Annotated in this window: 23 protein-coding genes; 3 read left to right on the top strand and 20 right to left on the bottom strand. The window is 56.5% G+C overall.

The features are described from left to right. Positions 1-286: 286 nt before the first annotated feature. The 8 genes from ACR1XU_RS20050 to ACR1XU_RS20015 form a co-directional block, all read right to left on the bottom strand. A complete protein-coding gene (locus ACR1XU_RS20050; protein ID WP_170417934.1) occupies positions 287-565 on the bottom strand; it encodes a DUF2933 domain-containing protein in 279 nt (92 codons plus the stop codon). Next, complete coding sequence (locus tag ACR1XU_RS20045; protein ID WP_255612171.1) at positions 562-1,896, bottom strand: APC family permease; 1,335 nt, start codon at positions 1,894-1,896, stop codon at positions 562-564. Before ACR1XU_RS20045 ends, ACR1XU_RS20050 begins: the two co-directional genes overlap by 4 nt. Next, positions 1,893-4,178: a copper-transporting P-type ATPase gene (locus ACR1XU_RS20040; RefSeq protein ID WP_170418025.1), complete on the bottom strand. Its 2,286-nt coding sequence runs from the start codon at positions 4,176-4,178 to the stop codon at positions 1,893-1,895. Before ACR1XU_RS20040 ends, ACR1XU_RS20045 begins: the two co-directional genes overlap by 4 nt. A gap of 132 nt (positions 4,179-4,310) precedes the next feature. Next, positions 4,311-5,360 (bottom strand): YncE family protein, encoded by a 1,050-nt coding sequence (locus ACR1XU_RS20035; RefSeq protein WP_170417931.1) that lies wholly within the window; start codon positions 5,358-5,360, stop codon positions 4,311-4,313. 132 nt (positions 5,361-5,492) lie between these two features. Beyond that, entirely contained in the window at positions 5,493-5,852 is a 360-nt protein-coding gene (locus tag ACR1XU_RS20030) for a hypothetical protein (protein ID WP_152460765.1), read from the bottom strand. Positions 5,853-5,936: 84 nt separating this feature from the next. Next, positions 5,937-6,305, bottom strand: a complete 369-nt coding sequence (locus tag ACR1XU_RS20025) for a hypothetical protein (RefSeq protein WP_157054266.1) — start codon at positions 6,303-6,305, stop codon at positions 5,937-5,939. Beyond that, positions 6,302-7,024: a TVP38/TMEM64 family protein gene (locus ACR1XU_RS20020; RefSeq protein ID WP_331252139.1), complete on the bottom strand. Its 723-nt coding sequence runs from the start codon at positions 7,022-7,024 to the stop codon at positions 6,302-6,304. Before ACR1XU_RS20020 ends, ACR1XU_RS20025 begins: the two co-directional genes overlap by 4 nt. Positions 7,025-7,275: 251 nt before the next feature. After that, positions 7,276-7,791 (bottom strand): EF-hand domain-containing protein, encoded by a 516-nt coding sequence (locus ACR1XU_RS20015; protein WP_170417928.1) that lies wholly within the window; start codon positions 7,789-7,791, stop codon positions 7,276-7,278. 172 nt (positions 7,792-7,963) lie between these two features. Here ACR1XU_RS20015 and ACR1XU_RS20010 point away from each other — a divergent pair, with 172 nt between their 5' ends. Then, positions 7,964-8,689: a response regulator gene (locus ACR1XU_RS20010; protein ID WP_170417925.1), complete on the top strand. Its 726-nt coding sequence runs from the start codon at positions 7,964-7,966 to the stop codon at positions 8,687-8,689. Beyond that, a complete protein-coding gene (locus ACR1XU_RS20005; RefSeq protein WP_050605707.1) occupies positions 8,686-10,083 on the top strand; it encodes an ATP-binding protein in 1,398 nt (465 codons plus the stop codon). Before ACR1XU_RS20010 ends, ACR1XU_RS20005 begins: the two co-directional genes overlap by 4 nt. Positions 10,084-10,156: 73 nt before the next feature. Here ACR1XU_RS20005 and ACR1XU_RS20000 read toward each other — a convergent pair whose 3' ends face one another. From ACR1XU_RS20000 to ACR1XU_RS19975, 6 genes are all read right to left on the bottom strand, one after another. Beyond that, positions 10,157-10,777: a class I SAM-dependent methyltransferase gene (locus ACR1XU_RS20000; RefSeq protein ID WP_170417923.1), complete on the bottom strand. Its 621-nt coding sequence runs from the start codon at positions 10,775-10,777 to the stop codon at positions 10,157-10,159. A 565-nt stretch (positions 10,778-11,342) separates the two neighbouring features. Then, entirely contained in the window at positions 11,343-11,684 is a 342-nt protein-coding gene (locus tag ACR1XU_RS19995; protein ID WP_170417920.1) for a copper-binding protein, read from the bottom strand. 29 nt (positions 11,685-11,713) lie between these two features. Continuing rightward, entirely contained in the window at positions 11,714-14,893 is a 3,180-nt protein-coding gene (locus ACR1XU_RS19990) for an efflux RND transporter permease subunit (RefSeq protein ID WP_170417917.1), read from the bottom strand. Continuing rightward, positions 14,890-17,085: an efflux RND transporter periplasmic adaptor subunit gene (locus ACR1XU_RS19985; protein WP_170417912.1), complete on the bottom strand. Its 2,196-nt coding sequence runs from the start codon at positions 17,083-17,085 to the stop codon at positions 14,890-14,892. Before ACR1XU_RS19985 ends, ACR1XU_RS19990 begins: the two co-directional genes overlap by 4 nt. 617 nt (positions 17,086-17,702) lie before the next feature. Continuing rightward, a complete protein-coding gene (cueR, locus tag ACR1XU_RS19980; RefSeq protein ID WP_152460772.1) occupies positions 17,703-18,089 on the bottom strand; it encodes a Cu(I)-responsive transcriptional regulator in 387 nt (128 codons plus the stop codon). A 15-nt stretch (positions 18,090-18,104) separates the two neighbouring features. Beyond that, complete coding sequence (locus tag ACR1XU_RS19975) at positions 18,105-20,615, bottom strand: heavy metal translocating P-type ATPase (protein WP_170417908.1); 2,511 nt, start codon at positions 20,613-20,615, stop codon at positions 18,105-18,107. Positions 20,616-20,788: 173 nt separating this feature from the next. Between ACR1XU_RS19975 and ACR1XU_RS19970 the strand changes: the two genes are divergently transcribed. Next, positions 20,789-20,986, top strand: coding sequence for a heavy-metal-associated domain-containing protein (locus tag ACR1XU_RS19970; RefSeq protein WP_170417905.1), 198 nt, complete (start codon positions 20,789-20,791; stop codon positions 20,984-20,986). A 37-nt stretch (positions 20,987-21,023) separates the two neighbouring features. Here ACR1XU_RS19970 and ACR1XU_RS19965 read toward each other — a convergent pair whose 3' ends face one another. Genes ACR1XU_RS19965 through ACR1XU_RS19940 form a run of 6 tightly spaced genes read right to left on the bottom strand, consistent with a single transcriptional unit; the run spans position 21,024 to position 25,358 of the window. Then, the gene (locus ACR1XU_RS19965; protein ID WP_414478956.1) at positions 21,024-21,752 is read right to left on the bottom strand and encodes a DsbA family protein; all 729 of its coding nucleotides are present in this window, start codon (positions 21,750-21,752) and stop codon (positions 21,024-21,026) included. Position 21,753: 1 nt separating this feature from the next. Further along, on the bottom strand, positions 21,754-22,227 hold the full coding sequence (locus ACR1XU_RS19960) for a c-type cytochrome (RefSeq protein WP_170418019.1): 474 nt from the start codon (positions 22,225-22,227) through the stop codon (positions 21,754-21,756). Continuing rightward, positions 22,227-23,597, bottom strand: coding sequence for a multicopper oxidase family protein (locus ACR1XU_RS19955; protein ID WP_170417903.1), 1,371 nt, complete (start codon positions 23,595-23,597; stop codon positions 22,227-22,229). Before ACR1XU_RS19955 ends, ACR1XU_RS19960 begins: the two co-directional genes overlap by 1 nt. A gap of 39 nt (positions 23,598-23,636) precedes the next feature. Continuing rightward, positions 23,637-24,536: a c-type cytochrome gene (locus tag ACR1XU_RS19950; protein WP_170417899.1), complete on the bottom strand. Its 900-nt coding sequence runs from the start codon at positions 24,534-24,536 to the stop codon at positions 23,637-23,639. Between the two features lie 9 nt (positions 24,537-24,545). After that, positions 24,546-25,115, bottom strand: coding sequence for a c-type cytochrome (locus tag ACR1XU_RS19945; protein WP_170417895.1), 570 nt, complete (start codon positions 25,113-25,115; stop codon positions 24,546-24,548). Between the two features lie 60 nt (positions 25,116-25,175). Further along, entirely contained in the window at positions 25,176-25,358 is a 183-nt protein-coding gene (locus ACR1XU_RS19940; RefSeq protein ID WP_157054267.1) for a hypothetical protein, read from the bottom strand. Between the last annotated feature and the right edge of the window lie 49 nt (positions 25,359-25,407).

Here is a 25,407-nt window from a genome sequence, read left to right as displayed (position 1 = left end):
TAGGACTCGGACGAGGTGGATCAGTCGCCTTGGTCCTCTTCTTCACCGCGATGCCCCATTCCCTATTCATCAGAGTGATCTTCGTCGGTGTCACCGTGCAATGCCTTTACAGTTAGTGCACCGGCCGTCAGGTGCAGTTCAGTTGCTGCTCTCCGAATTGGATTTGCTAACATGGCAATTTCCCTTCCTTATTGGGTTACAAATTTGTTCTGATCAGTTGGCCGTTGCTGCTCCTTGTTGCGCAGTGTTCTTGCCGCAAAGCCGCCAGCCATACAGGGCGCCGTTCTCAGTGTTTGCCGTGGCCGCGATGCATTAAGAAATGCATGCCCACGCAGACCAGCAAGAACAGCAACGGAGAACTGAGCAAAGGATAGAGTGTCTCGCGGTATTCCCAGCCCAGAACAGCGGCGCCCAACGCGATCGCAATGACAACCGGGAGCCAATTACGCTTGGCACCGTTGGCCGTCTGATCTTCGGTTTTGGGCGCTTCGGCCGTTACGTCAGAGCTGACCCTTTCGGTCGTCTCCTGTGTGGCGCGGGTTTCGTCGAAATTTGATTGGGTCATAGCTGATTTGTCTCCTTTTCGATGATCCATTGTTTGAGAAAGATGCGCTCATAGACGAAGACCAAGCCGATGCCAGCAACGGCATATACTACGATCATCGGGTCGGAGCGCAGCTTGAGTATTGTGAACGCGGTCAGGACTACGCAGTCCAGCGCCAGGGCGGTCAGCAAGACCCATCCACGGGCTTTGATCTGACCGCGCAAGCGTCGCCAGACACCCCAATGCACCGCCATGTCCATCACCAGGTAAAAGAACGCCCCCAACGAGGCGATGCGAGACAGGTCGAACAACACCGCAAGCAGGCCCGCAATCACGACCGTGTAGATCAGCGTGTGAGACTGGATGCTGCCCGTCATGCCGAAATGGCTGTGCGGGATCATCTTCATGTCGGTCAGCATCGCCAGCATCCGGGACACAGCGAAAACGCTGGCGATCAGCCCCGAGGCCGTCGCCACCATCGCCAGCGCCACGGTCAGGTAGAACCCGCCCTGCCCCAGCACCGGCCTGGCAGCCTCGGCCAGGGCATAGTCCTGCGCCGCGCGGATTTGCTCGGGCGGCAGGCTGACACCGACGGCAAGGGCGACCAGCAGGTAGACCACCGCGCAGATCGCGATCGAGATCATGATGGTGCGCCCGACATTGCGGTGCGGGTCGACGATCTCGGCCCCGCTGTTGGTGATGGTGGTAAAGCCCTTGAAGGCGAGGATCGACAGGGCTACCGAGGCGACGAACCCCAGCGGCGCGGCCGGTTCCGAGCCCTGAACCTGCCAGGTTCCGCCCGCAGCCCAAAGTGCGGCGATGCCGAATATTGCGATCCCGCCTATCTTGAGCGCCGACATGATGATCGACCACAACCCCACCGACCGGTTGCCCGACCGGTTCACCGCATAGGCAAAGACGATCAGCGCAACAGCGACCAAAGACACCAGCGGTCCGCTCTCGATGTTGAACGGGCGGAGCGCATAGGTCGCGAAAGTACGCGCGACGAGGCTTTCGTTGATCACCATCGACAGTGCCATCAGCAGCGAGGCCGCCGCCGCAACCGCCCCGGGCCCATATGCCTTGGTCAGGATCATGGCGATGCCGCCTGATGAGGGCCAGGCGTTGGACATGGCGATATAGGTATAGGCGCTGAAAACCGTCACCACGGCCCCGACCACGAAGGACAGCGGAAACCATGGCCCCGCCAGCCCGGCGATCTGTCCGGTAAGTGCAAAGATCCCAGCGCCAATCATCACGCCGGTCCCCATGGCGACGGCTCCGGTCAGCGAGATTGATCCGGGCTTCAGCGCGCCACTGGCGCCGTGGGTACTATGCTCGTGCGTGCTCAAATCTTCGCCCCCCGCAATCGCAGCGCATTCAACACCACTGAAATCGATGAAGCACTCATAGCGAAGGCCGCAAACATCGGGCTGATCAGGATGCCGAAAAGCGGGAACAGAAGACCCGCCGCCACCGGAACGCCCGAGGCGTTGTAGATCAGGGCAAAGAATAGGTTTTGCCGGATATTGCGCATGGTAGCGCGGGCCAGCCTACGGGCGCGCACGATGCCATCAAGGCTTCCGTTGACCAGCGTGAAGCCTGCACTTTCGATCGCCACGTCGGCACCGGTCCCCATGGCGATGCCCACATCGGACTGCGCTAACGCGGGTGCGTCGTTCACTCCGTCACCCGCCATGGCGACCTTTGCGCCTTTCTCCTGCAGTTCGCGAATTATGCGGGCCTTGTCCTCGGGCAGTACGTCGGCTCGAATCTCATCGATACCCAGACGTTCGGCCACCGCCTTTGCAGTGCGTTCGTTGTCGCCAGTCGCCATGATGATCCGGAAACCCAGTTCGTGCAGCGCCTTGAGTGCGGCTGGTGTTGTTTCCTTGACCGGGTCGGCGACGCAGACCAACCCCGCCACTGAACCATCAAGCATCACGAACATCACCGTTTCGCCGTCATCCCGACGCGCATTGGCCTTGGCCGTCAGTTCGGCCGCCTCGAGTCCGAGATCGGTGACCAGTTTCAGATTGCCGAGCGCGACGGGGCGGCCATCCACCGTGCCTTTCACGCCTTTACCAGTCACCGCCTCGAAGTCACTGGCGTCGGACAGGGCTACGCCACGTTCCTCGGCTCCTGTGACGATTGCCTCAGCTAACGGGTGCTCCGAGCCCTTCTCCAGCGTTGCGGCCAGCCGCAGCACCTCGACCTCGTCATGGCCAGGTTCGGGTAATACAGCCACAAGCTTTGGCTTGCCCATGGTCAGCGTGCCAGTTTTGTCGACGATCAAAGTATCGATCTTCTCGAACCGCTCCAGCGCTTCGGCATTTTTGATCAGCACTCCGGCCTGCGCCCCGCGCCCCGTGGCCGTCATGATCGACATCGGAGTGGCCAGGCCAAGCGCGCACGGGCAAGCTATGATCAGTACCGACACCGCTGCGATCAAGGCGTAGGAGAGCGCCGGAGCCGGTCCCCAAATTGCCCATGCAATAAAGGCCAGCGCAGCTATACTTATGACCGCCGGTACAAACCAGCCCGCCACTTTGTCAGCGTATTTCTGAATTGGTGCGCGCGAGCGTTGCGCGTTGGCCACCATTTCGACAATCTGGGACAGCATTGTGTCAGAGCCCACTCGGGTTGCTTCGATCACAAGGCTACCGGTGCCGTTGATTGTGGCCCCTGTGACCGGCTCGCCTTGTACCTTTTCGACCGGAACCGGTTCGCCAGAGATCATGCTTTCGTCAACAGATGAGCGCCCTTCGAGTACAATGCCGTCTACTGGCACCTTGTCGCCGGGGCGTACGCGAAGGCGGTCACCTACCTGTACTTCTTCAAGCGGAATTTCCTCTTCACTGCTGTCAGGGCGGATAATGCGGGCGGTCTTTGCGGCCATGTCCAGCAAAGCGCGGATTGCCTTTCCTGTGCCTTCGCGTGCCCGCAGTTCCATCACCTGCCCGAGCAGAACAAGTGTAACGATAACTGCGGCCGCTTCGAAATAGACCCCAACATGGCCTTCTGAATCTCGAAAACCGTCCGGAAATATGTGGGGCATCAATACGGCGACAACGCTGAACAGCCACGCGGCCGAAACCCCCATGGCAATCAACGAGAACATGTTCAGGTTCATGGTGCGAAACGAATTCCACCCTCGTTCCAGAAATGGCCAACCGCACCAAAGAACAACCGGAGTGCCAAGTATCAGTTCAATCCATAGGGTTGTTCGCTCACCAAAAATCTCTCGCACACCAGACAGCCCAACGTAGGGGCCCATCGTGAAAACCAAAAGTGGAAGCGTCAGAATCGCACCTACCCATAGGCGCCGAGTGAAATCCACCAGTTCCGGGTTCGGCCCCTCGTCCACCATCGCCGCGCTTTCCAGCTCCAACCCCATGCCGCAGAGTGGACAGGACCCGGGATGGGTTTGCCGCACCTGCGGATGCATCGGGCAGGTATATACGGGTCCGTCATAGCCTGTCGGAACGATGTCATATTCACCGTTCTCGTCCGTCGCGCCATGATGCGCGGAATGGTGGTGATGCGCATGCGCATCCACCTCGCCCTCGGGCACAAGGTGCATCCCGCATTTGGGACAGTCGCCGGGCCCAGATTGACGCACGTCAGAATGCATGGGGCAGACGTAAGCGACCTCGGTCGGGCCGTTCGCGTGGATTCTGATGTCGTGGTCTTCTGTCATGTTCTGCTCCCTGGTTTAAGCTTTGGTCGTAGAGCCGTTTAATTACGCAATGCCGGGCACAGTCCTTCAGGGCAGAACAACCATCTGGTGGCCCTCACCCAGTATCGGCATTTCGGTAATAGCCGTCAGGCTGACTTGATCGACGATCCAGACCTTCGGTTCGGTTCGGCTTGATACCATCACTTTGCCTGAGTTCGGTATGGTCGTCAGGTGATAAGGTGCCGGTGACAGGTTGGTCGAGCGCTGTTTGCCCGTAGCAAGATCAATCGACAACAACCGGTCGGTGCCTTTGGCGGCCACGAACAGTACGCCCTCGCGGTCGGACAGGCCGATCCCGTGCAACTCGCCTCCAATGTCATAGGTTTCGGTGACAGAACCGCTGGCAAGATCTACGCGGAAGGCCTTGCCACCATCACTGTCGGCTACGAAGGCGGCGCTGCCGGTGGCGTTAAGTACAAGATGCTCAGGGCCTTCGCCGACGGGCATGTTGCGTACGACGAAGCCTTTGACGACATCCACTTCGCTAAGTGTACCATTGCCGGTATTGGTGACATAGACCCTGTCGCCGTCAGGCGCGAATACCGCATAGTTGGGCATTGGCCCGGTTGCTACGAAACCAAGGAAGCTGAGCTTATCGAGATCGACGATCGAAATACCGTCACCGCCCGGATGGGTCGCCACCGCGAACCGCCCGTCGGGCGACACCGCAGTGTGATGCACCGCACCTGGAACCTCGATCTGGCGGACGACCTCGCGTGTTTCCGCATCAAGGATCGTCAGCAGGCTCCGCCCCTTGTCTTTGGGCAACGCAGTGACATCGCGCTTGGCGTGGTGCGCAGCGTGTTCATCCTTGGACATACCTTCGGGTTTTGGTGGCGTTGTGGCCTCGGTTTCTGCGTAGCTGCCCGCGACCAGGTACTTAAAGCCGGGCGCGCCGGCCAGCCCATGGACCGCCACGAGCCTCGGCAGCCGCTCGACGGTCTTGCCGGTTTCGGAGTCGATCACCAGAACCGAGTCCGCGCTGCCTTCGGGAATGAACACGGTTGCCGCCAGCGTGAGCGAAGGCGCAGTCAAAGCTGCGACGGACAGGCCTGCGGCCAGATTGAACAGGGTCATTTAGGTTTCCTTTCGTCAACTGAAACGCGCGCATTGGCGGGCACGTGCAGAAAAATCCGGTAGATGACGGCCATCAGGAAGGGCGTCAAAAGCAGGGTCAGAGCGATGGCCTTCATGGCTTTGTCCTTTCAATCAGTTGAGTTTTGTGCGAGCCGCAAAGACATTGAACAGTCCGCCGAACAGCAACGCGGCGTACCAGCCGTAGAGAAACGCCCATAACAGTCCCAACAGGAATGAGGGCAGGCTGAGCCAAGTCATTCCGGGCATCAGGCCGATCCAAGCCCGGTACATGGCAAAACTTGGAAAGATCAGGTCAAAGGCCACGCACAGCAGGTAGGTTGCGGCCAGAAACAGGCTGAGCGCCCAGCCAAGGGTTGTCACCGGAACACCGGGATGATGTTCTTGTGTCCCCATCACACAGGGGCCACAGGTCAGGCGCAACAGTGCGAATAGCACCACGCCCGTGACGAAAAAGTACAGAATGGTAAGCATGGTAAGTGTCCTGAACTGAGTTGGGCCGCAATCAACGGCTTGGGCAAGACCCCGGAGCGATTCCGGAGCCATTGCCGGTCACGTTCAGGACAGGTTTGGCGGATGTGGTAGTGGTGCGACCGGCAGGCTTGCGCGTGGCCGGAACCGTTCTGGCGCCACGGGCGTAGCAATACGCATCGAGAGCAATTCAGGTGCCGCCATAACTGCCATCGCATAGCAGCCCGGGTGCACTGAGCAGTCTAATTCTTCTGATGGATGAGACGCGGGATACCCACCGCTGTCATCGATCACAAGCTCGGCCTGGGTGGCGGCCTTCGCGATGTCATGCCCGGCATGGGACGGCACAACAGAGATCAGCATCGAAACCACCAACGCACAGATCAACAGGACCTGCAGCCGGCCCATGGCTCGGGCCGTCCGTGTCGCAGTTGATATCCATTGTGCGCGGATCACTTAGGGTTTCCTCCATTCTCCAACAGTTTAGGGCCGCTTGGACCGGTCGCATTGATCTGGCTCAATTCGTGGTCTGAAGAGCCAACAGGCATCTTGCGTTTCCAAGCCAACCAGATAAGTGGCGCCCCCGTCAACAGCCCAAGCCCGATAACCGCAAGGCTGGTGCCGCCTGTCGCGGTTTCGGTAATCTGGCTGCCCAGATGGGCCAGAACGAAACTGGCCGGCAGGAGTCCAGCCAAGGTGGCCAGTGCGAACCGCCAAAATTGAAGTCGGGTCAGACCGGCGGCATAGCTGACCATGTCGAAAGAAACGAAAGGCATCAGGCGGCTGGTGAACACGGTCAACATCAGGGCATTCTGCGATCCAAGCAACCCCAAGTCCAGCTTGTCGCCGAACCACTGGCGCAGCGCGTCGCGCCCCAACCAACGGGCTATCAGGAACGCCAGCAGCGCCCCCAACTCCGCTCCGATAGCAACCAATGCGGTTCCCAGCCCATGCCCATATGCCACCCCGGCAGCGACAGCGATCGGAGCGCTGGGGATTGGGCTGGCAACCACTGCGGCTGTCATGAAGCCGATGATGACAACGGGTCCGAACGGGCCGGCCCAATCCACCCACGCAGTAATGACTTCGCGCGATAGTCCTGCGTCCAACGCGCCAGACAGCCACAACCAGATGGTGGCGATCAGCAACGCGATCAAAACCGCGATGAAAACCAAACGGCTATTGCTGTGCAGGCCCTCCAGCTTTCGTTCCTCCTATGACATAGCCCTCCACCCCTAAACGGGAGTGACGGATTCCGAGGTCACTTAGCGATGTATTTGATCAGCGCTACGATCGCCAGAACGATCAACACTGCGATCAGCAACATCCAGATCATTCCAAACCCCATTCCAGCGCCATAGCCCATCATCGCTTTGTTCCTCAGTGGTTTGTGCCGAGTGCGATGACCCGGCTACACGGTTGCGTTTCAGTTGTTGGTTTCAGAAGCCTTTGTCACAGGTTTCGAGGCCTTCATGCCGTGTTTCGGCGACATCGTCTTTGCGCCTTTCTCGATTTCCCCTGTGGTCACAACGCCATCGCCATTGGCATCAAGATGCTGAAATCGGTCCACCATGGTTTCGCGGATCATCCCGGAATGCAGCGCTTCGAACTCATCAATCGACAGGTTGCCATCTCCATTGACGTCATGCGCCTGCATCCGGGCCTTCAGACCTTCGGCGATCTCAGATTCGCTCGGGCGACCGTCCTCGTCCATGTCCAGAACCGCCAGCCAGTTGCCGCCCATCATCTGGCCATGCATTTTCACCATCATTTGCATCATGCCTGCGTGATCGCCCATCATGCCGCCGGGCGCACCCTGCATCATGCCGCCCTCATGGCCCTGCATCTGCGCGCTGCTGCCATGCTGACCGGCGGCAAGCGCGGGCAGCGCCATCAAAGTCGCGGCAATGGCTCCAGCGGCCAGCGTGAAGGTACGTTTCATGACTTTCACCTCTCGGGTTTTTGTTTCTACACAAAGCATATGGCCGCCCTCGGTCGCGCCACCACCCCCCTGCTCAACCCGGTTTGTATCGTTGTGTCGCAGCCCGCCCAACTGATACAAAGGGATACAAAAAAGCCGGGATTTGTACCGCGCCGGGGCTTATGATTGCGCCATGACTGAAGCACCACATATCTTGATTGTCGACGACCACCGCGAAATCCGTGATGCTGTCAGCCGCTATCTGGAAAAGAATGGGTTGCGCGCCAGTACCGCGCGCGACGCAACCGAGATGGACGCACGACTGGCGGCCGGTCGGATTGATCTTATCGTACTCGACATCATGATGCCGGGCGAAAACGGATTGTCGGTCTGTCGCCGCCTGTCCGCGGCCGGTGGCCCGCCGATCCTGATGCTGACAGCCCTCAGCGATGACACCGACCGTATCGTGGGTTTAGAGATCGGCGCCGATGACTACCTGCCCAAACCATTCAACCCACGTGAATTGCTGGCCCGGATCAAGGCGATCCTGCGGCGTTCCGAAACCACCGTCCCCCCGGCTGGCGATCTGAGCGGCAAACGGATCGCCTTTGGAAGCTGGGTTCTGGATGCCGACAGTCGCACCTTGATATCCGCCGAAGGGGCCGAAGAAAGTCTGACCACCGCCGATGTCCGGCTGCTGGCCGTATTCCTGCAGCGGCCCCGCAAACTCCTGTCGCGAGACGAACTGCTGGATTTGACCGCCGGCCGCAGCCCGCACTTGTTCGACCGTACGATCGACAACCAGGTCAGCCGCTTGCGTCGCAAGATCGAAGCTGACCCAACGCGGCCGAAGCTCATCACCACGATAAGAGGTGGCGGTTATTGCCTGTCGACCGACGTGAGCGAGCTTACGGGATGAAAGCCTTTGCCCAAAGTCTGCGCGGTCAGCTTATCCTTTTGATCATCGCCGCGCTGGCTGCCGCGCAACTGGTCAGCCTGTGGCTGTTCGTCGACGAACGCTCAATGGCAGTGCACATGGCCCTTGGCCTGGAAACCGCCGGACGCGCCGCAAACATCGCGCGGCTGATTGAAGAAGCTCCACCCGAGATGCACGACGCGATCCTGCGGGCGGCAAGTTCTCCACTGGTGCGTTTCAGCCTTACAGATACGCCCGCAGTCGATCACACCGGACATAGCGCTGGTGGGACGGTCGAAAACACAATCCGCAGAATTCTGCCAGGCTATGAAAACCGTCCCATCCGGGTAGAGTTGCATGAGTTCTCTCCCGATATGCTGCCGGTTGAAGGTGTTCCGTCTACAATGGCTGAAATGCACATGGCAATGATGCGTGATCACGTTTCCGCAATTGAAATGCAGCTGTCGATCGCTCTGACGACCGATCAATGGCTCAACGTGGATACCCGGTTCCATAACCCTCCTCTGCAATGGCCTTTGCAGTCCTTCGTCAGCTTCGGTTTCACTGCAACTTTAATTCTTGGAGCAGCCATTTGGTTTCTACTGACACGGCTGACCGGCCCGTTGCGCCGCCTGTCACTGGCTGCAGACCAGTTTGGTCGCGGTGAAGACGTCCAGGAACTGACGGTTTCTGGTCCGACCGAGGTGCGAGATTTGACGCAGGCGTTCAACCATATGCGTGATAGGCTGACTCGCTATGTTGCCGATCGGACCAGACTATTGGGGGCGCTGGGTCACGATTTGCGGTCGCCACTGACGGGATTGCGGGTTCGCGCCGAACTGGTGGAGGAAGAGGAGACCCGTGACCATCTGATCGAGACCATCGAGGAAATGCAGGAGATGGTGGACTCCACCCTGTCATTTGCCAAGGGCGTGGCCACGCGCGAACCTTCCAGTACCGTCCCAATTGGTGAATTCGTAACCAAAACGACCGAAGACATTGTGCAAGCCGGTGACACGGTTGAAGTATCGGTCGCAGACAATCCGGCCGTCACGCTTCGGCCGATGCTGATGAAGCGAGCTCTGCGCAATATCATTGAAAACGCCTGCCGGTATGGTGCCCGGGCCAACGTCTCAGTCATGCAAGAGGGGAATGAGGCAAAAATATTGATCCAGGATCAGGGGCCCGGCATCCCCGAGCATATGCTCGATGCGGTATTCGACCCATTCGTGCGGCTTGAAACATCCCGCTCGCGAGAGACTGGCGGAACCGGCTTGGGGCTGTCGATCGCACGTACGATCATCCAGTCGCACGGTGGCACGATAGAATTGCTAAACGGGGAAACTGGCGGCTTGTGCGCTAAGGTGGTTCTGCCAGTTTTTGAGGGCCAAACGTAACTTGTGAACACAATCGGCATGCCCCGAAAGCTTATTGGAAGCGTACCGCTTTGGGCCAGTTTCAGGTGTGGGCTCAAACGCAGCGGCGGAGAACACTGAACTGGAAAGACTGACTTTCCCCCCAAGAGGTTTGGTGCAGGTGATGGCGATGCGCGACGAGTTCAAAGTGTTCCTCAAAAAGCACGGCGATATCGCTCGGACTATAGCGGGCGACAGGGAGACCACTGCAAGTCTCCGGCCCATCAAGTGCAAACGTAGCAATGATCACATGGCCGCCAATTTTTACCCCTTTCTTCACGCTTTCCAGATAGGCCGCGCGTTGCGATGTATCCACGAGAAAGTGAAAAACCGCCCTATCATGCCAGACGTCATATCTGCGATCGGGGACCCAAGAAGTTATATCTGCAGAAATCCAAGTGACTGTTTCAGCGGCGCGCCCCAACCTTTCCCGGGCCGTGTCCAACGCGACCTGCGATAGATCGAGAACTGTCACGTCATGGAGCCCCTTCGCAAGCAACGCTCCAGCAAGACGAGATGTACCTCCACCAATGTCGATGACGGATGAAGGCTTAGACACTCTGATCAACTCGATGAGTTCAAGCGATATCTCTGGATCATCCTCGTGCCAACTCAATTGGGTGTCAAACTTCTCGCCATAGACATCGTCCCAGTGCTCTCTTGTGTTAGCTGTCATGTCGTATCGTTTTCCCAAGTCGTCGCCCTGGAGATATCCTCATTTTGACCGCTCCGCGCTGCGTTTTCGACTGAAGCAAAAACCAACAAGGCAACGCCCCAGACAATTCGACGCTGGTCCGTTGAATGGCCGCGTGAAGTCATCTCGGCGACAATGTAGTACACACATTCCAATTGTGAAATGTTTTAGGTGGGATTTGCTTGTCGGTCAGATTTCCACTGGGCTGCGCAAGTAGCTCCAGAATTTTGCGCAGTTTAACTGCAGTGGCGCGGGCCGGAGATACCGAAGCGTTGGCAGTTTGTGTACTGCTTGCCTGGATTGCTCTGTTCAATCAGTATAGCCGGAAGATTTTCTGAGCTTTGGAGCTTCAATCAGTCAACGAATTGCTTAAAGCGCCTTTAACCGACAATGGACTGATAACTTATGAGCAGAGCCACAGATCGTTGAAATACGATTTGGTTCTTGAGTGGCTCCTACTCCATTTCTCTTAGTTCATAGAATTTCCTACAGTCGTTGAAACGGCGAACAATCACATCATTGGTGAATAGCTGCCGCATCAACAGACTCAGTTTTTCATGATCGCGCCGATCGCATACATACCATCATCGCTTTTGACCAACATCAGTGTGACTTCGTCACCTGCGCTGATCTCACCCATCATCTGGGCATTCTCAAGAAGCTGCAAATCCATCGTCATCGCGGGCCACCCGATCTCGGGGATCGGATCATGGCTGACGTTAGCGGTTTCGTCGCCAATTGAGTTCACCAAAGCCTTTGCGTGGACCGCACCTTCCATCTGTTCGGAAGACATGGGCATGTTGGAATGGTCCATGCCGTGGTTCGTTTGCGCGATGCCGGATGTTGTAGACACGGCCAATAGGGCCAAAATTGCAGTCAAAGTTTTCATCAGATGCTCCTGTTTCAAGGTTGTGGGTATTATTCTGCCGGAAGCGCAGGGGGCACTTCCTGGATCGTGTGGGAGATCTCTCGGTTCACGCGATTGAGCGCGAGCCGTTTCCAAATCACGAATATTGCGGGAATGACAAAAAGCGTAAGAAGGGTCGCTGTCACCATGCCCCCAATCATCGGCGCAGCGATCCGCTGCATGATTTCAGAGCCTGTACCGGTGCCGTACATGATGGGTATCAGTGCTGCAAAGATCGTGGCTACAGTCATTACCTTCGGCCGAACCCGAAGAACGGCTCCTTCGAACACCGCGTCTTCGATATCGTCACGTGTCAGCTTTCGCTGTTCCGATTGCGCCAGCCCTCGACGTTTCTCCCAAGCAAGATTGAGGTACAACAACATGACAATCGCTGTTTCCACGGCAACTCCCGCCAGCGCGATGAAGCCCACGAGCACAGCAATTGAGATATCGAAGTTAAGATACCATAAGAACCAAACCCCACCTGCCAATGCGACCGGGAGCGCCGCAAGAATTATCCCGACCTCAATCACCCGATTGAACGCCAAGAAAAGCATGAGCGTGATAATTAGCAGGGTTGCAGGAGCAACGATCGTCAACCTGTCCTGCATTCTCTCTATGTACTCATACTGCCCTGACCAAGTCAGCGAGTAACCTGGAGGCAGGTCGACCTTTTCTGTAACCACCTCTTGTGCTTCGGCCACATAGCCGCCCAGGTCGCGCCCCGCGATGTCGATGAACACGAACCCAGTTCGTCGAGCGTTCTCTGATCGTATCATTCCCGGCCCGTCAACTATTCGAATATCGGCGAGAGCGGACAGTGGCACATGAGCACCCGACGGCGTGACGACAGGAAGATTTTCGAGCCGTTCCGGGCTGTCTCGCCATGCCTGAGGGTACCGAAGGTTTATAGGAAACCTCTCCAGCCCCTCCACAGATTCCGACACTTGCATACCGCCAATTGCGGTCTGCACTACGTCCTGAACTTCTCGAACACTCATCATGTATCGGGAGGCGGCATCTCGTTTGACGTCGATTTCGATGAAACGCCCGCCAACAGGTCGCTCTGCGTAGGCGGAAGCCGTTCCATCAATATCAGCGACCGCACGCTCTACTTCGATCCCTATATCTGTAATGACCTCCAAGTCGGTGCCGGATATTTTGACACCGACAGGAGTACGGATACCTGTCGCAAGCATATCGATGCGGTTCTTGATAGGTTGGATCCAAACATTTGTAACGCCCGGAACCTGAACGATACGATCGAGCTCATTCCGGATTTTCTCCATTGTCATGCCGGGGCGCCATTCTTCTTCCGGCTTGAGTTGGATTGTGGTCTCCACCATCGTTAGAGGTGCTGGATCGGTTGCAGTCTCCGCACGCCCAACTTTACCGTGAACAGTTTCGACTTCTGGCACGGTCGCGATCAGGCGGTTGGTCTGCTGCAGTACCTCACGGGCTTTTCCCGTCGAGATCCCGGGGTAGAAGCTCGGCATGTAGAGAAAATCACCTTCGTTCAACTCGGGCATGAATTCAGAGCCAATTCTCTGGTACGGGTACCACATGGACGTCACCAGAACGCCGGCCAACAGTGTTGTTGCCCATGGCCAGGCAATTGCCGCGTCCAGAAATGGGCGGTACACGAACACAACCAAGCGATTTAGCGGATTTTTTCGCTCCGGTAGAATACGCCCCCTTACAAAGTAACCCATCAAGACCGGAACCAGCGTTATCGAAAGGATGGCGGCTGCAGCCATGGCGTAGGTTTTGGTATAAGCGAGTGGCGAGAAGAGCCTACCTTCCTGATTTTCCAGAACGAAAACAGGCAAAAAACTAACCGTGATAATCGCCAGAGAATAAAAAAGGGCTGGTCCCACCTCAGAAGCGCACTCTTGCACAATCCGCCATCGGTTCTCTGCTGTGAGCTTTTCTTTTTCCAACCGCCTGTGCATCGCCTCGATCATCACAATCGATGCGTCGACCATCGCACCAATAGCGATGGCTATGCCGCCGAGCGACATGATGTTTGCGTTTACTCCTTGCGCCTTCATCAGAATAAATGCGGCAAAGATTCCCAGAGGGAGCGACAGAAGAATTACGAGGGATGACCGCAGATGAAGTAGAAAAGCCGCGCACACAAGAACAACGACAATGAATTCCTGCGTCAGTTTCTTCTGGAGGTTATCGATAGCACGCTCGATCACACCAGATCGGTCGTAGGTCGTTATGATTTCGACCCCCTCCGGCAGGTTTGAGCGCAACTCTTCGATGCGCGCCTCCACCGCTTTGATCGTTGCCAACGCATTCCCACCCCATCGCAGAATGACTACTCCACCAACCGCGTCTCCTTGCCCGTCGAGTTCTCCGACACCGCGCCGCATTTCCGGCCCCAGACGGATTTCAGCGACGTCTCCAAGCGTCAGAGCGGCGCCACGGTCGTTGACCATCAACGGCGCGCTTGCAAGGTCTGACAATTCGTCAATGTAGCCCGAGGACCTGACCATGAATTCGGCTTCCCCCATCTCAATGACGCTGCCGCCCGTCTCGCGGTTGGCCGCCTGAATAGCCGTCCTCAATTGTGCAAGTGTTATGTCATAGGCACGTAGTTTGTTTGGGTCGACGACGACCTGGTACTGTTTGACCATTCCGCCGATGGTGGCGACTTCTGAGACGCCTTCCACGGCTTGTAATTCGTATTTCAGAAACCAATCCTGCAGAGTCCTGAGCTGAGCCAGATCATGATTTCCGGTTCTGTCAACCAGCGCATACTGATAAATCCACCCGACCCCAGTCGCATCAGGGCCAAGTTGTGGTGACACGCCCTCAGGTAAGCTGCCGGTAATCTGGCCCAAGTATTCGAGCACACGCGACCGAGCCCAGTAGAGGTCCGTCCCGTCCTCAAAGACAACATATACAAAGCTGTCTCCAAAGAACGAGAACCCGCGAACGTCTTTTGCACCGGGTACGGCCAATAGGGCTGTCGCAAGTGGATATGTGATTTGGTTTTCGACAACTTGAGGCGCTTGCCCGGGATATGGCGTGCGAACAATTACCTGGACATCCGACAGATCCGGGATTGCATCAACCGGCGTCTCACGAATGGCCCAAATACCCGCAACTCCTATCATGAATGCGAGGGCCAAGATGACGAACCTGTTGGCGAGCGAAGAACGAATGATGGCCGTGATCACTGCGTAACACTCCCATCAAGCGCGACCTCTAACAGCGTCATCGAAAAGTCGGGATTGCGGCGAAGGATCAAAGAAACATCAATCCCTACAGGCAAGTTAGAAACCTCAATCCCCTCCGCAACCGGGAAATCCATGGTCATGCCCGGCATGCCGATCTCAGTCATCGGACCGTGTGTTACGTTCGCGGTACGCGCGTTCGGGTCGATACTGTTAATCCGGCCAGAAACCTGAAGTGGCGGTGCAATAGGCGTTGCCGCAGCCAACACCATTGTCATGCCATCTGCACGCGCGAAAGTCAGAGTCATTTCAGAACCGACTTCGAGCATGCTTGTGTCCAATGTAGGTTCTAATGGGAAATCCATGGTCATTCCGGGCATGCCAATCTCAGTCATCGGCCCGTGAGTGATGGTTGCCGTTCCCGCCTCAGCATTAACGAGGTTGATCGTGCCGGTGACTACAATCGGTGGAGCAGAAGGCGTGTCGGTTTCTTCGGGTTCAACGGAATCCGTCGGCGGCGAGCCCTCTTCGCGAATTGCCACAATCGAGAACATCCCCCCTTCTCCCTCAGCCAGATCAAACTCAATTGGCATGTCGATTGGCACGGTAGTGAGATCTACTCCTACAACAGGCAAATCCATTGTCATGGCGGCCCAACCGAGCTCGGGGATCGGTCCGTGCTCAAGCGTCAATTTGCCGTCTGAAGTGACGGCGCGCGCGATTCCGGCACCAGTTCCGGCAATACCATCGTCTGGTGCAAGCTCCATCAGGCTCAGAAGCCCATCCGCACCCCGTGCGATCACGAAAGCGACTGCGTCGCCTGCACTCAAGCTGTCGAGCGAAACACCAGACCTCACCGGAAACTGCGAAGTCATTGCGGGCCAATCGAGGCTTTCGAGAACATCGTGACGAACAGTTGCCATACGATTTTGGGCATCGAGTGAAACCAGGGTGCCTGCCCCGCGTGCTGGTTCGGTATCCGTTGGTGCCATTCGGGTGAAACCGGCGCTCAAAGCACTTTCACTGTCGATTAGAAACTGTGCGGATGCGACAACTTCCTCACCAGGTTCAAGCCCTTGCAGAACTTCTGTTCGACCCCCCTCGCCGAAACTGTCTCGAAGACCTGTAGTCACCAGTCTCGGGCGAAAAGTACCATCGCCTGTTTTTAAGATGACGCGTTCCGCCGAACCGGTACGAATTAACGCCTCTGATGGAACAGTGAGAACATTTCGGCTTTCATCCGGTATAAGGCTAACACTGCCAAACATGCCCGGCCGCAGCACGCCGTCGGTGTTATCGAAACTAAGCCTTACGGGAAGAGTTCGGGTTTGCGGATCAAGCTCAGGGTAAACATAGTCGATGTCGCCTTCGAAGGTGCGACCGGGTAGGTGCTCGAACCTTGCTATCGCGCGCATATCTTCCGACAAACGTGCAATATCTCGTTCAAATACATCAACGATCAGCCATACTTCAGAAAGATCGGTTACCGAAAAAGCAAGCGTGCCTGGCTGCAGGTACATGCCATCGGCGGCATTCAGAGCTATGACGACACCGTTTTGAGGTGCCTCAATTTCCACATTTCGAACCAACTCACCGCCCGCCTCAATCTCAGCAACCTGACGAGCGGACATACCGTGGCTGATCAACTTATTGCGCGCCGCGTCCAAAATCCGCGGGTCACCAGCTTCGACTGCGCGTACAAGATCGCCGGTCGCAGCTGCGATCAGTGGTGAAAAGAGTTCAAATAAAACTTGCCCCTTCTCAACGCGATCACCGACCGCTCGAACTTTCAGTTGCTCAATCCAACCTTCAACACGCGTATGAACGTGATTGGTCAGGTGTTCGTCAAAGCCGACGAAACCCACCGTTTCGATGCGAGGTTCGATATCAGTCATGCGTGCAACCGCAGTTCGCACACCAATTGCGTTGATTTCCGCAGCGCTCAGGGTGACTTCTTCAGGGTCGCCGGTAGGTTCCTGCCCAGAATAAACCGGGATCAAGTCCATACCCATCGGCGATTTTCCAGGTCCAGGCTGCCGAAAATTCGGATCCATCGGTGCTACCCAATAAAGGACCTCTGGTTCGTTCGACTGGCCCTGATCAATTGGATTCAGGTACAGTCTTTCAAGAAAGACACCTCCACCCAGGCCAATCGCCAAGGCAAGTACTGATAGTGCCGCATATCTTCCACGCATAATAATCTCCTGACGGTCGCAGTGCATGCTCGAACCGAAACAACATGAAAACCCGCGCTGACGGGCCTGTGGATGTTAGGAGATTTGTGGAGGACGATCGGGCGTCAGAGGCGCTTGAGAGTTGTGGATGTCGGAATCCATGTTACGGTTTTTCTGGCCAAAAGCTTCAGCCAAAACCGCAAGTCCTACGTGGGTCGGATATTCGCCAACACAACAGATACCGGAATGACATTCTCCGCTGTGATTTACGTGGCTATCCGTGTGGATTTGGCCAGTCGTCGGATGCAAACCGCTATGGTCGTGTTTGAAGTCTGATGACTTTGCAGCCATTGAAACGCCGTGAGGCTCAGAGGTGCTACTGTTTTTGACGTCACTGCTCGCGACCACAACAGTGCCGACGAAGGTCATCGCCAAGCAGACGCATGTCAGAAACGTCATTCGCAACACTGAGAAAAACTTCCACTTCATCCCGTGCAGTTAGGACGAACGTAACGAGTGTTCAAGCCAGTCGGAGGAAAAAACAGGTGAGTTGGTGCGCTGTATCGAAATGAAGCGGATTCCCGCGAATACACGTAACAAACTGCCAAAATAGGAGGCAGTTCATACGATGAGCGCATCTAAGTTTGGCCGAGGTTCTTCAGGATCGGGCAGTCGGGACGGTGGTCTCCGGCACATTCATCGATTAAATGAGACAGTGTAGCATGCATGGCCTTCAGGTCCGCGATCTTGGCATCTATTTCTTTTAGGTTCTGTTTGGCGATATCCTTCACGTCCGCGCTTGCGCGTTCTTTGTCCTCGTACAACGCCAGTAGTGAACGGCAATCCTCAATGGTAAAGCCCAATGAGCGGGCCCGCCCGATGAAGGCCAGTTTGTGCAGTTCCTTTTCGTCGAAATGTCGATACCCGTTCAGACTGCGCCTGGGTTTGATGAATCCGATATCCTCGTAATAACGGATGGTTTTGGCAGGCAGACCCGAACGTTCTGCTACATCTCCGATATTCACAGCGGTTCTCCTATTCTATTCAGCAGGCGCTGATCGCAGCGCCTGCTCTTCATTCTGCGAGATCTGTTCTCGCCCAACTTTGATCGGCTTAACCCAGCGCAACCGCAGCGCGTTGGTCAGGACAAATACACTGGACAGCGCCATGGCACCTGCAGCCAAAACCGGCGACAGCAACGGGCCGCCAAACGGATAGAGCACCCCCGCTGCAACCGGTATGAGCAGCGTGTTGTAGCTGAAAGCCCAGAACAGGTTTTGGCGGATGTTACGCATGGTGCGCTGACTAATATCGAAGGCGTTGACCACGCCTGTCAGGTCGCCTGACATCAGAACGACGTCAGCCGCCTCGATGGCGATGTCAGTGCCTGTCCCGATCGCAATTCCTACGTCAGCCGCCGCCAGAGCGGGGGCATCATTGATGCCATCACCCACAAAGGCCAGTTTTCCGCCATTTGAGCGCAGATCTTGCAACGCGGATACTTTACCCTCTGGCAGAACCTCGGCCACGACATGATCGATGCCAAGCTGCGCCGCGATGGATTTGGCTGTAGCGGTATTGTCGCCGGTAATCATCGCTACTTTCAGCCCCAGTCCGTGCAAAGCTTCAATTGCGTCTGGCGTGGTGGTCTTGATTGGGTCCGCCACGGCGATGACGGCTGCGATAACTCCGTCTACGGAGGCATAAAGTGGAGTCTTTCCGTTGATTGCGAGTTCAGCGCCCCGATCAGACAACGCGCCCATTTCAACCCCTTCGCGACTCATCAGGCGGTCGGCCCCGATCAGGATTGTATGGCCTTCGACTGAGGCGCTTACCCCGTAACCGGTGATCGACGTGAAGTCTTCTGGCTTCGAAAGCTCCAGACCACGGGTTTCAGCCGCGCGCACGATGGCCGTGGCGATCGGATGTTCGGATGTGACCTCAACGGCAGCAACAAGGCGCAGAACCTCATCCTCGGCCAATCCTTCGGCCACAATCAGGTCGGTCAGCTCCGGACGCCCTTCGGTCAAGGTCCCCGTCTTGTCCACCGCAACAACGGTGGTTTCCTGCAGCATTTGCAAGGCGTCGCCCTTTCGAAACAGGACACCCATCTCGGCCGCGCGGCCGGTGCCGACCATGATTGAGGTGGGTGTGGCCAACCCCATGGCGCAGGGGCAAGCAATGATCAGTACCGCAACCCCGGCTACCAACGCCAAGCTGAGCGCAGGATCGGGTCCGAACAACATCCAAACCAGCACAGTCATTACGGCCACAGCGATCACTACCGGCACGAACCACAGCGTGATGCGGTCAACCAAGCCTTGAATCGGAAGCTTGGCACCCTGTGCTTGTTCGACCATTTGAATGATCTGGGCCAACATAGTGTCTGCGCCGATCTTTTCAGCCCGGTACGTCAATGCGCCCGCGCCATTAACTGTTCCGCCGACCACAGTTGCGCCCTCGGTCTTTTCGGCAGGAACCGGCTCGCCGGTGATCATGCTTTCATCGACATATGACGCGCCGGTCACTACGGCACCATCCACCGCGATTTTTTCGCCCGGTCGAACGTGCACAATATCCCCTACAACGATCTGCTCGATCGGTAGCTCGACAACCGATCCGTCGCGCTCAACGCGCGCTGTTTTTGCCTGCAGACCGACCAGTTTTCGGATCGCTTCACCAGTTCGCCCCTTGGCGCGCGCCTCGAGGAACCTCCCCAGCAATATGAGAACCACGATCACCGCTGCGGCCTCGTAGTAGACGTTTGCGGTTCCGGCGGGAAGAACACCCGGCGCAAAGGTGGAAACAAGCGAGAACCCATAAGCCGCCGAAGTGCCCAGAGCCACCAGAGAATTCATGTCCGGCGCGCCTTTGAACAAGGAAGGGAATCCCTTAGTATAGAACTGCAAACCTGGCCCAAAAAGAACGATCGTGGTTAGAAGGAATTGCAGGTAATAGCTGTTCTGGATGCCGATCGTGCTCGCTATCAGGTGGTGCATGCCCGGAATAACATGCGAGCCCATTTCAAGGATAAAGACCGGCAAAGCGAGCAAGGCGGCAAAGCTTGTTCGCCGGGCCAATTGGCGAATCTCTTTGGCTTTGCGGTCTTGTGGTTCGGTCTGCGTCGCGGATCGCAGGCTCGCCGGATAGCCAGCAGATGCCGCAAGCGCCGCGATGGCTTCGGGTGTTGTGACTCCCTCAGCATAACGTACAGTTGCACTTTCGGTGGCCAGATTGACCGACGCGGACAAGACGCCATCATCTGCTTGCAATGCCCGTTCAACGCGCCCCACGCACGATGCGCAGGACATGTTCTGAATATCCAGCGTTACCTCTTCCGTCCGTGCCAGATATCCGGCGCTGTTTAACGCATCAGCAATGGCCGCTTTATCGGCTGGATCGCGGAAATCGACCTGAACGCTTTCGCTGGCGAGATTAACCGAAGCGGCATCTACCCCTGGCACATCTTTCAACGCGCGCTCAACCCGCCCTACGCAGGACGCACAGCTCATACCCTGAACTTGAAACCTTGCATGTGAAATTTCAGTCATATTGTCACCACCAATGTTCTGCTGACGGGAAACATAAGGGTTCCAGCAAGTGGAAGGTCAAGGGATGGGGCTGACTTTCTTTGCCACTAATTTTGACGATCCAATAATCACGACTTGACCTTCCTGTGCTGGAATACTTTAGCCGGGACGACGGAACACAGGAGCAAACATCCATGACGACCCTAAATATCCCGGATATGAGCTGCGGGCACTGCAAGTCAGCTATCGAAAAAGCCGTTGCCACGGTGGATTCCTCCGCACAGTTGGACTTTGACATGGAAAACCGCAGGGTACGTGTCTTAAGCACCAATTCACTTGATCATATCCTTGCAGCGCTGAAGTCCGAGGGATACGAAGCCACGATCGCATGATAAACTTAGGAGCGCACATGCTGTCGCCCCCTTGGTTCTATCTTGCGTCTCTGACTGCCACGATTAACCGGGTCATTTCATCTTCGGTGATCAGACCCGGGGCAAGCGCATCTCCAATCACAAACGAAGGAGTGCCACTGAAGCCAAGCTGTCGGGCCAATTCCATGGAAATCTGAATATGCGCGTCGACTTCCGGCGCTTCCATATCTGCGCGCAATTGATCCTCGTCCAGGCCAAGTTCCCGAACAACTTTCAGTACACTGGCCTCAGTGGCACGACCGTTCAGAGCCATAAGCGCCCAATGAAATTCTTCGTATTTTCCCTGGTTTCGTGAGGCCAGCGCAGCGCGTGCCGCGAAGTCGGAACCTTCTCCAAGTATGGGCCATTCTCGATAAACAATTCGCACATCGGAATCGCCCGCGATTACGTTCTTCACGACCGGGGCAGCGCGTTTGCAATATGGGCAGTTATAGTCGAAAAACTCGACCACGGTTACATCGCCTTCCGGGTTTCCGATTACAGGCGCATTCGGATCCTGTTCCAGCAATTCACGCTGATTTTCCAAGACGCTTCCAATTGCTTCGGCTTTTGCCTGATCCTCGCGCTGTTGAAGCAATTGAATCGCCTGCATGATGATCTCAGGGTTTTCCAAAATGGCTTCGAGAGCCAGCCGTTTTACATCGGAGTCAGACAGCTCGTCGGCGCGTGCCATAGGAATGCCAATCGACATGGCGATAGCGACTAAGCCTGCAAGTATTCGTTTCACATCAGTTTCCTTCCGTTTGTTCTGCTTCGGTGCGTTGCTCTTGCAGCTTGCGTTCCCGATCCGGCCAACTCTCCTTGATGAAGGCGAGGATGTCCCAGATATCCTGATCCGACAGAGTGTCCCCGAAGCCTGGCATGCCGCTTTTGACGTCAGCGACACCCATCTGTTTCAAAGTTTGGTCCCCGCCAAACTTTGTATAGTCGAACAACAGCTTGTCGCCGTGATGCCAGGTATGCCCGGTTCGGTCATGCGGGGGCGCCCGCAAGACGCCATCCGGATCAGGTGTTTGCCAATCCTGCTGACCCTCCAAATTTGCCCCGTGGCATGACGCGCAGTTTTCGGCGTACAAAACTGCACCACGTGCCGAATCCGCTGATGCACTGTTCTGCGCACGCCCACTCAGGCCCCAGCCAGCGACCGCGACAATGATCACTACAGCAGCCAGTGACACCCATTTCGCCGAACTCTTGTTCATCATGCCACGCTCAGCCAGGTCTTCATACCAGCGGCCTGATGCGACAGCATATGGCAATGAAACAGCCAATCCCCCGGGTTATCCGCAACGAACGCAATCTCCCGCTTTTCTATCCGGTCAACCAGGATTGTGTCCCGCAGCGGCCCTAGGTTGCCGTTTGGCAGAACTTCCTGAAAGTGCGTCCCGTGCAAGTGCATAGCGTGCGGAAAGACGGTGTCGTTCTGCATCTGAATCCGGACTATGTCGCCACGCGAAACGGCAGCAAGGGGGTTTTCAGGTAACCCGGCGACACCGTTGAATGTCCAGATCTGCCCTTCCTGAACCAATTCATTGGTGCTCATGACCTGGCCGTTAAAAGTGCCTTGACGCAGTCCGCCCATCGCCCCGCCTTCCATCACTAATGGGATTGTCAAAGCGTCAGAAACATCTTCGAGAAAGGAAACAGGGTTGGGTGGCAGGGCTTCTATTGCACCGCGGTTTGCGGATGCACCGCTTCCCGAAACCGGGATTTCAGCAATGACAAACGATTCATCGCGTTCGTGAAGAGTTATTTGAACGGCTTCGTTCGATTCCGCTGTGACATCAACAATTAAGTCTGCTCGCTGTGCAGGCCCAAAAACAAGGGTTTCAAAATCCTCTGGCTGCCTTACAGGCATGCCATCATAAGCGACCAGTTTCCCGTTTGCGCCACCTACTGAGACATACATGATCCGATCAGTTGCCACGTTGACCATTCGAAGTCGCAAACGCTGGTTTGTCAGAACTTCTGTCATGGGCGATATGTGTGCGTGAACGTAGTTTCCCATTCGGCCTGCATGCGTCCAGTCATGCATCGCGCCGAAATCATCGACGATTTGGGCGTCCTGACCCAACCTCCAGTCATCCAGCAGGATCGTAATGTCATGATCCGTGTCCGGCGGGTCCATTTCGTCGACGATGAACGCGCCGTAAAGGCCCCTGGCCACTTGTTCCGTTGACTGGTTATGAGAGTGGTACCAGAAGGTTCCTGCATCCTTCAGAGGCAAGTCATACTGAAACTCGCCGCTTGTTGGTACAGCCTCCTGTGTAAGACCCGGCACCCCATCCATGTTGTTTGGAACCCGCAGTCCATGCCAATGGATTGCCGTAGGCTGAGGCAGTGAGTTCAGGAGTGTCCGGCGAACCGTTTCGCCCTGCCGGGCACGAATTTCGGGGCCCGGAACACCGCCATCATATCCCCATATCTCGGTTTCAGGATAGCTGTCGGGGGCAACACGTGCCAATCCTGAACGCGCCTCGATTATTCGGGGGGCGGTAGCCGCCCTCCCGATAGTCGGCACTGCGATTAGTGCCGACGTGCCTGCAACGAATTGCCTGCGATTGAGCTTCATGAGGACTTCCCTCCAAAGAAAATTTGATCTCTCACTCGATTACCCCCCGTCGTGCACATCCAGCAGATAGGTCGCCATTGCCTTCCGGTCTTCGTCTGTCAGAAAGCTGGTGCCATAGTTTACGACCTCTCCCATGGCGCCGCCGAAGACATCGCCATCAGGCATGACGCCGGTGCGCAACGCGTAGGCCAAATCATCTACCGTCCAACCACGCTTTTGCAGGGTCTCAAAGTCGATGGCCGGTGCCTTGTCACCGCCCGGCAGAGAGTCACTTCCCTTGAAGTGTTCCGTGTCCGAATTTCTTGCGCCAGCCAGGTTCCTCCCGGTGTGGCAGGCCGCACAATGTGTGGCACCTTCGACCAGTAGCCGGCCCCGGTTCCACACTTCGTCATTGCCCGGCACGGGATCAGTGCGGGGTGGTTCCAGAAAAGCCGCGCGCCACAGCTTCAGGCCCCATCTCTGATTGAAGGGGAACGCCATTTCCTGTTCTTTTGACGGTTCCGCTACCGGTGGAACTGTTTGCCATGCGGCCCAGAGATCGGCGATGTCCTGATCCGTGAAATTGGCATAGAATGGATAAGGAAAGGCCGGGTAATAGGGTTGTCCGCCGGGTGATACGCCTTGACGCACCGCGCGGGCGAACTCCTCGATTGTCCAATCACCGATCCCGTGATCGGGATCTGTGGTCAGGTTCGGCGAAAAGAGCGTGCCGAACGGGGTATCCAACTCCACCCCACCGGCCAAGGCCGCGCCCCCTTTGGCAAAATCTGTGTGGCAAGCGATACAACCACTTGCCCTTGCCAGATACGCCCCGCGGTTAACGTCACCCTGAATGTCGAGAGCTTGTAAGGGCTGGCCAATCGGCCAAGCCATCACAGCAACAAGTCCCGCTGACGCCGCTACGGCGGCAGCAAGGCCCAATCGGAATATCGGTCTCATGACGCATTCCTATTCCGACCGAAATTGCGTGTGACACGCCGAGCATGTCTGGCTCAGCATCATGAACACACCATCTGCCGGCATTTCAGAAAGTTGTGCCTGGTTTGGACTGCCGCCCATCATTCCGGCACCCATCATAGAACCGCCACCCATCATGGATGCGCCGCCCATCATGCCCGAACCATGGCCCGACCCGGACATCATCAACCCGTTGTCCGCCGCAAGCACAAGGCCTTCAGAGTAGGATTCCAACTGCCTGGCTAACTCTGCAAATGAACCCCAATCCTGCCAGATCTCCGATTTGGCCTCCGAGGGTTTGCCATCAGATCCCTCTGGAAACAGCTTTGTCATGCTCTCGCCAGCGTGACGCCCGATTTTCTTGGCCTCGCTTCGTACCGTTTGCGCATTGTAGGGCGTTTTCCCCTGCATCATCGGCGTAAGGATCTTCATGCTGTCCTTCATCGCGGACATACCATCCATGCGTTCTTTGACGATGCCGGTTGCGCCACCATGCGCCAGGGCGGCGGCTGCAAACAGAGAAACCAGGGCAACGCCTGTGGTCATTTTCAGAATGTTCATTGTTTTGTCCTTGTCGTCTGCTTCGACGCGCCCAGGTTGAGCGCAATTCGACTGGTCAGATCAGGACACGCGGCGGTGGTGGGTCAAACGCCGCGATACCGAGAACCCGGTATTGGGCTCGAGGGATCGAGTATCTTTGTTCAGTATCTTGGGGGCCAGGCGGTGGTGGACCCATCGAAAATAGACCAACAGCGTTGCAAATCGTTCCGCCATGACAATGTCCGGGATGACCCTGCTTGACATGCTCAACGTCCGCGGAGTCCGTTTGGTCAATCACGTGCTGAGAACCACT

This window comes from Ruegeria sp. D1(2025), assembly GCF_056536425.1.
The sequence above is the reverse complement of the archived record's forward strand: the minus strand, read 5'-3'. Positions and strand labels throughout refer to the sequence as shown.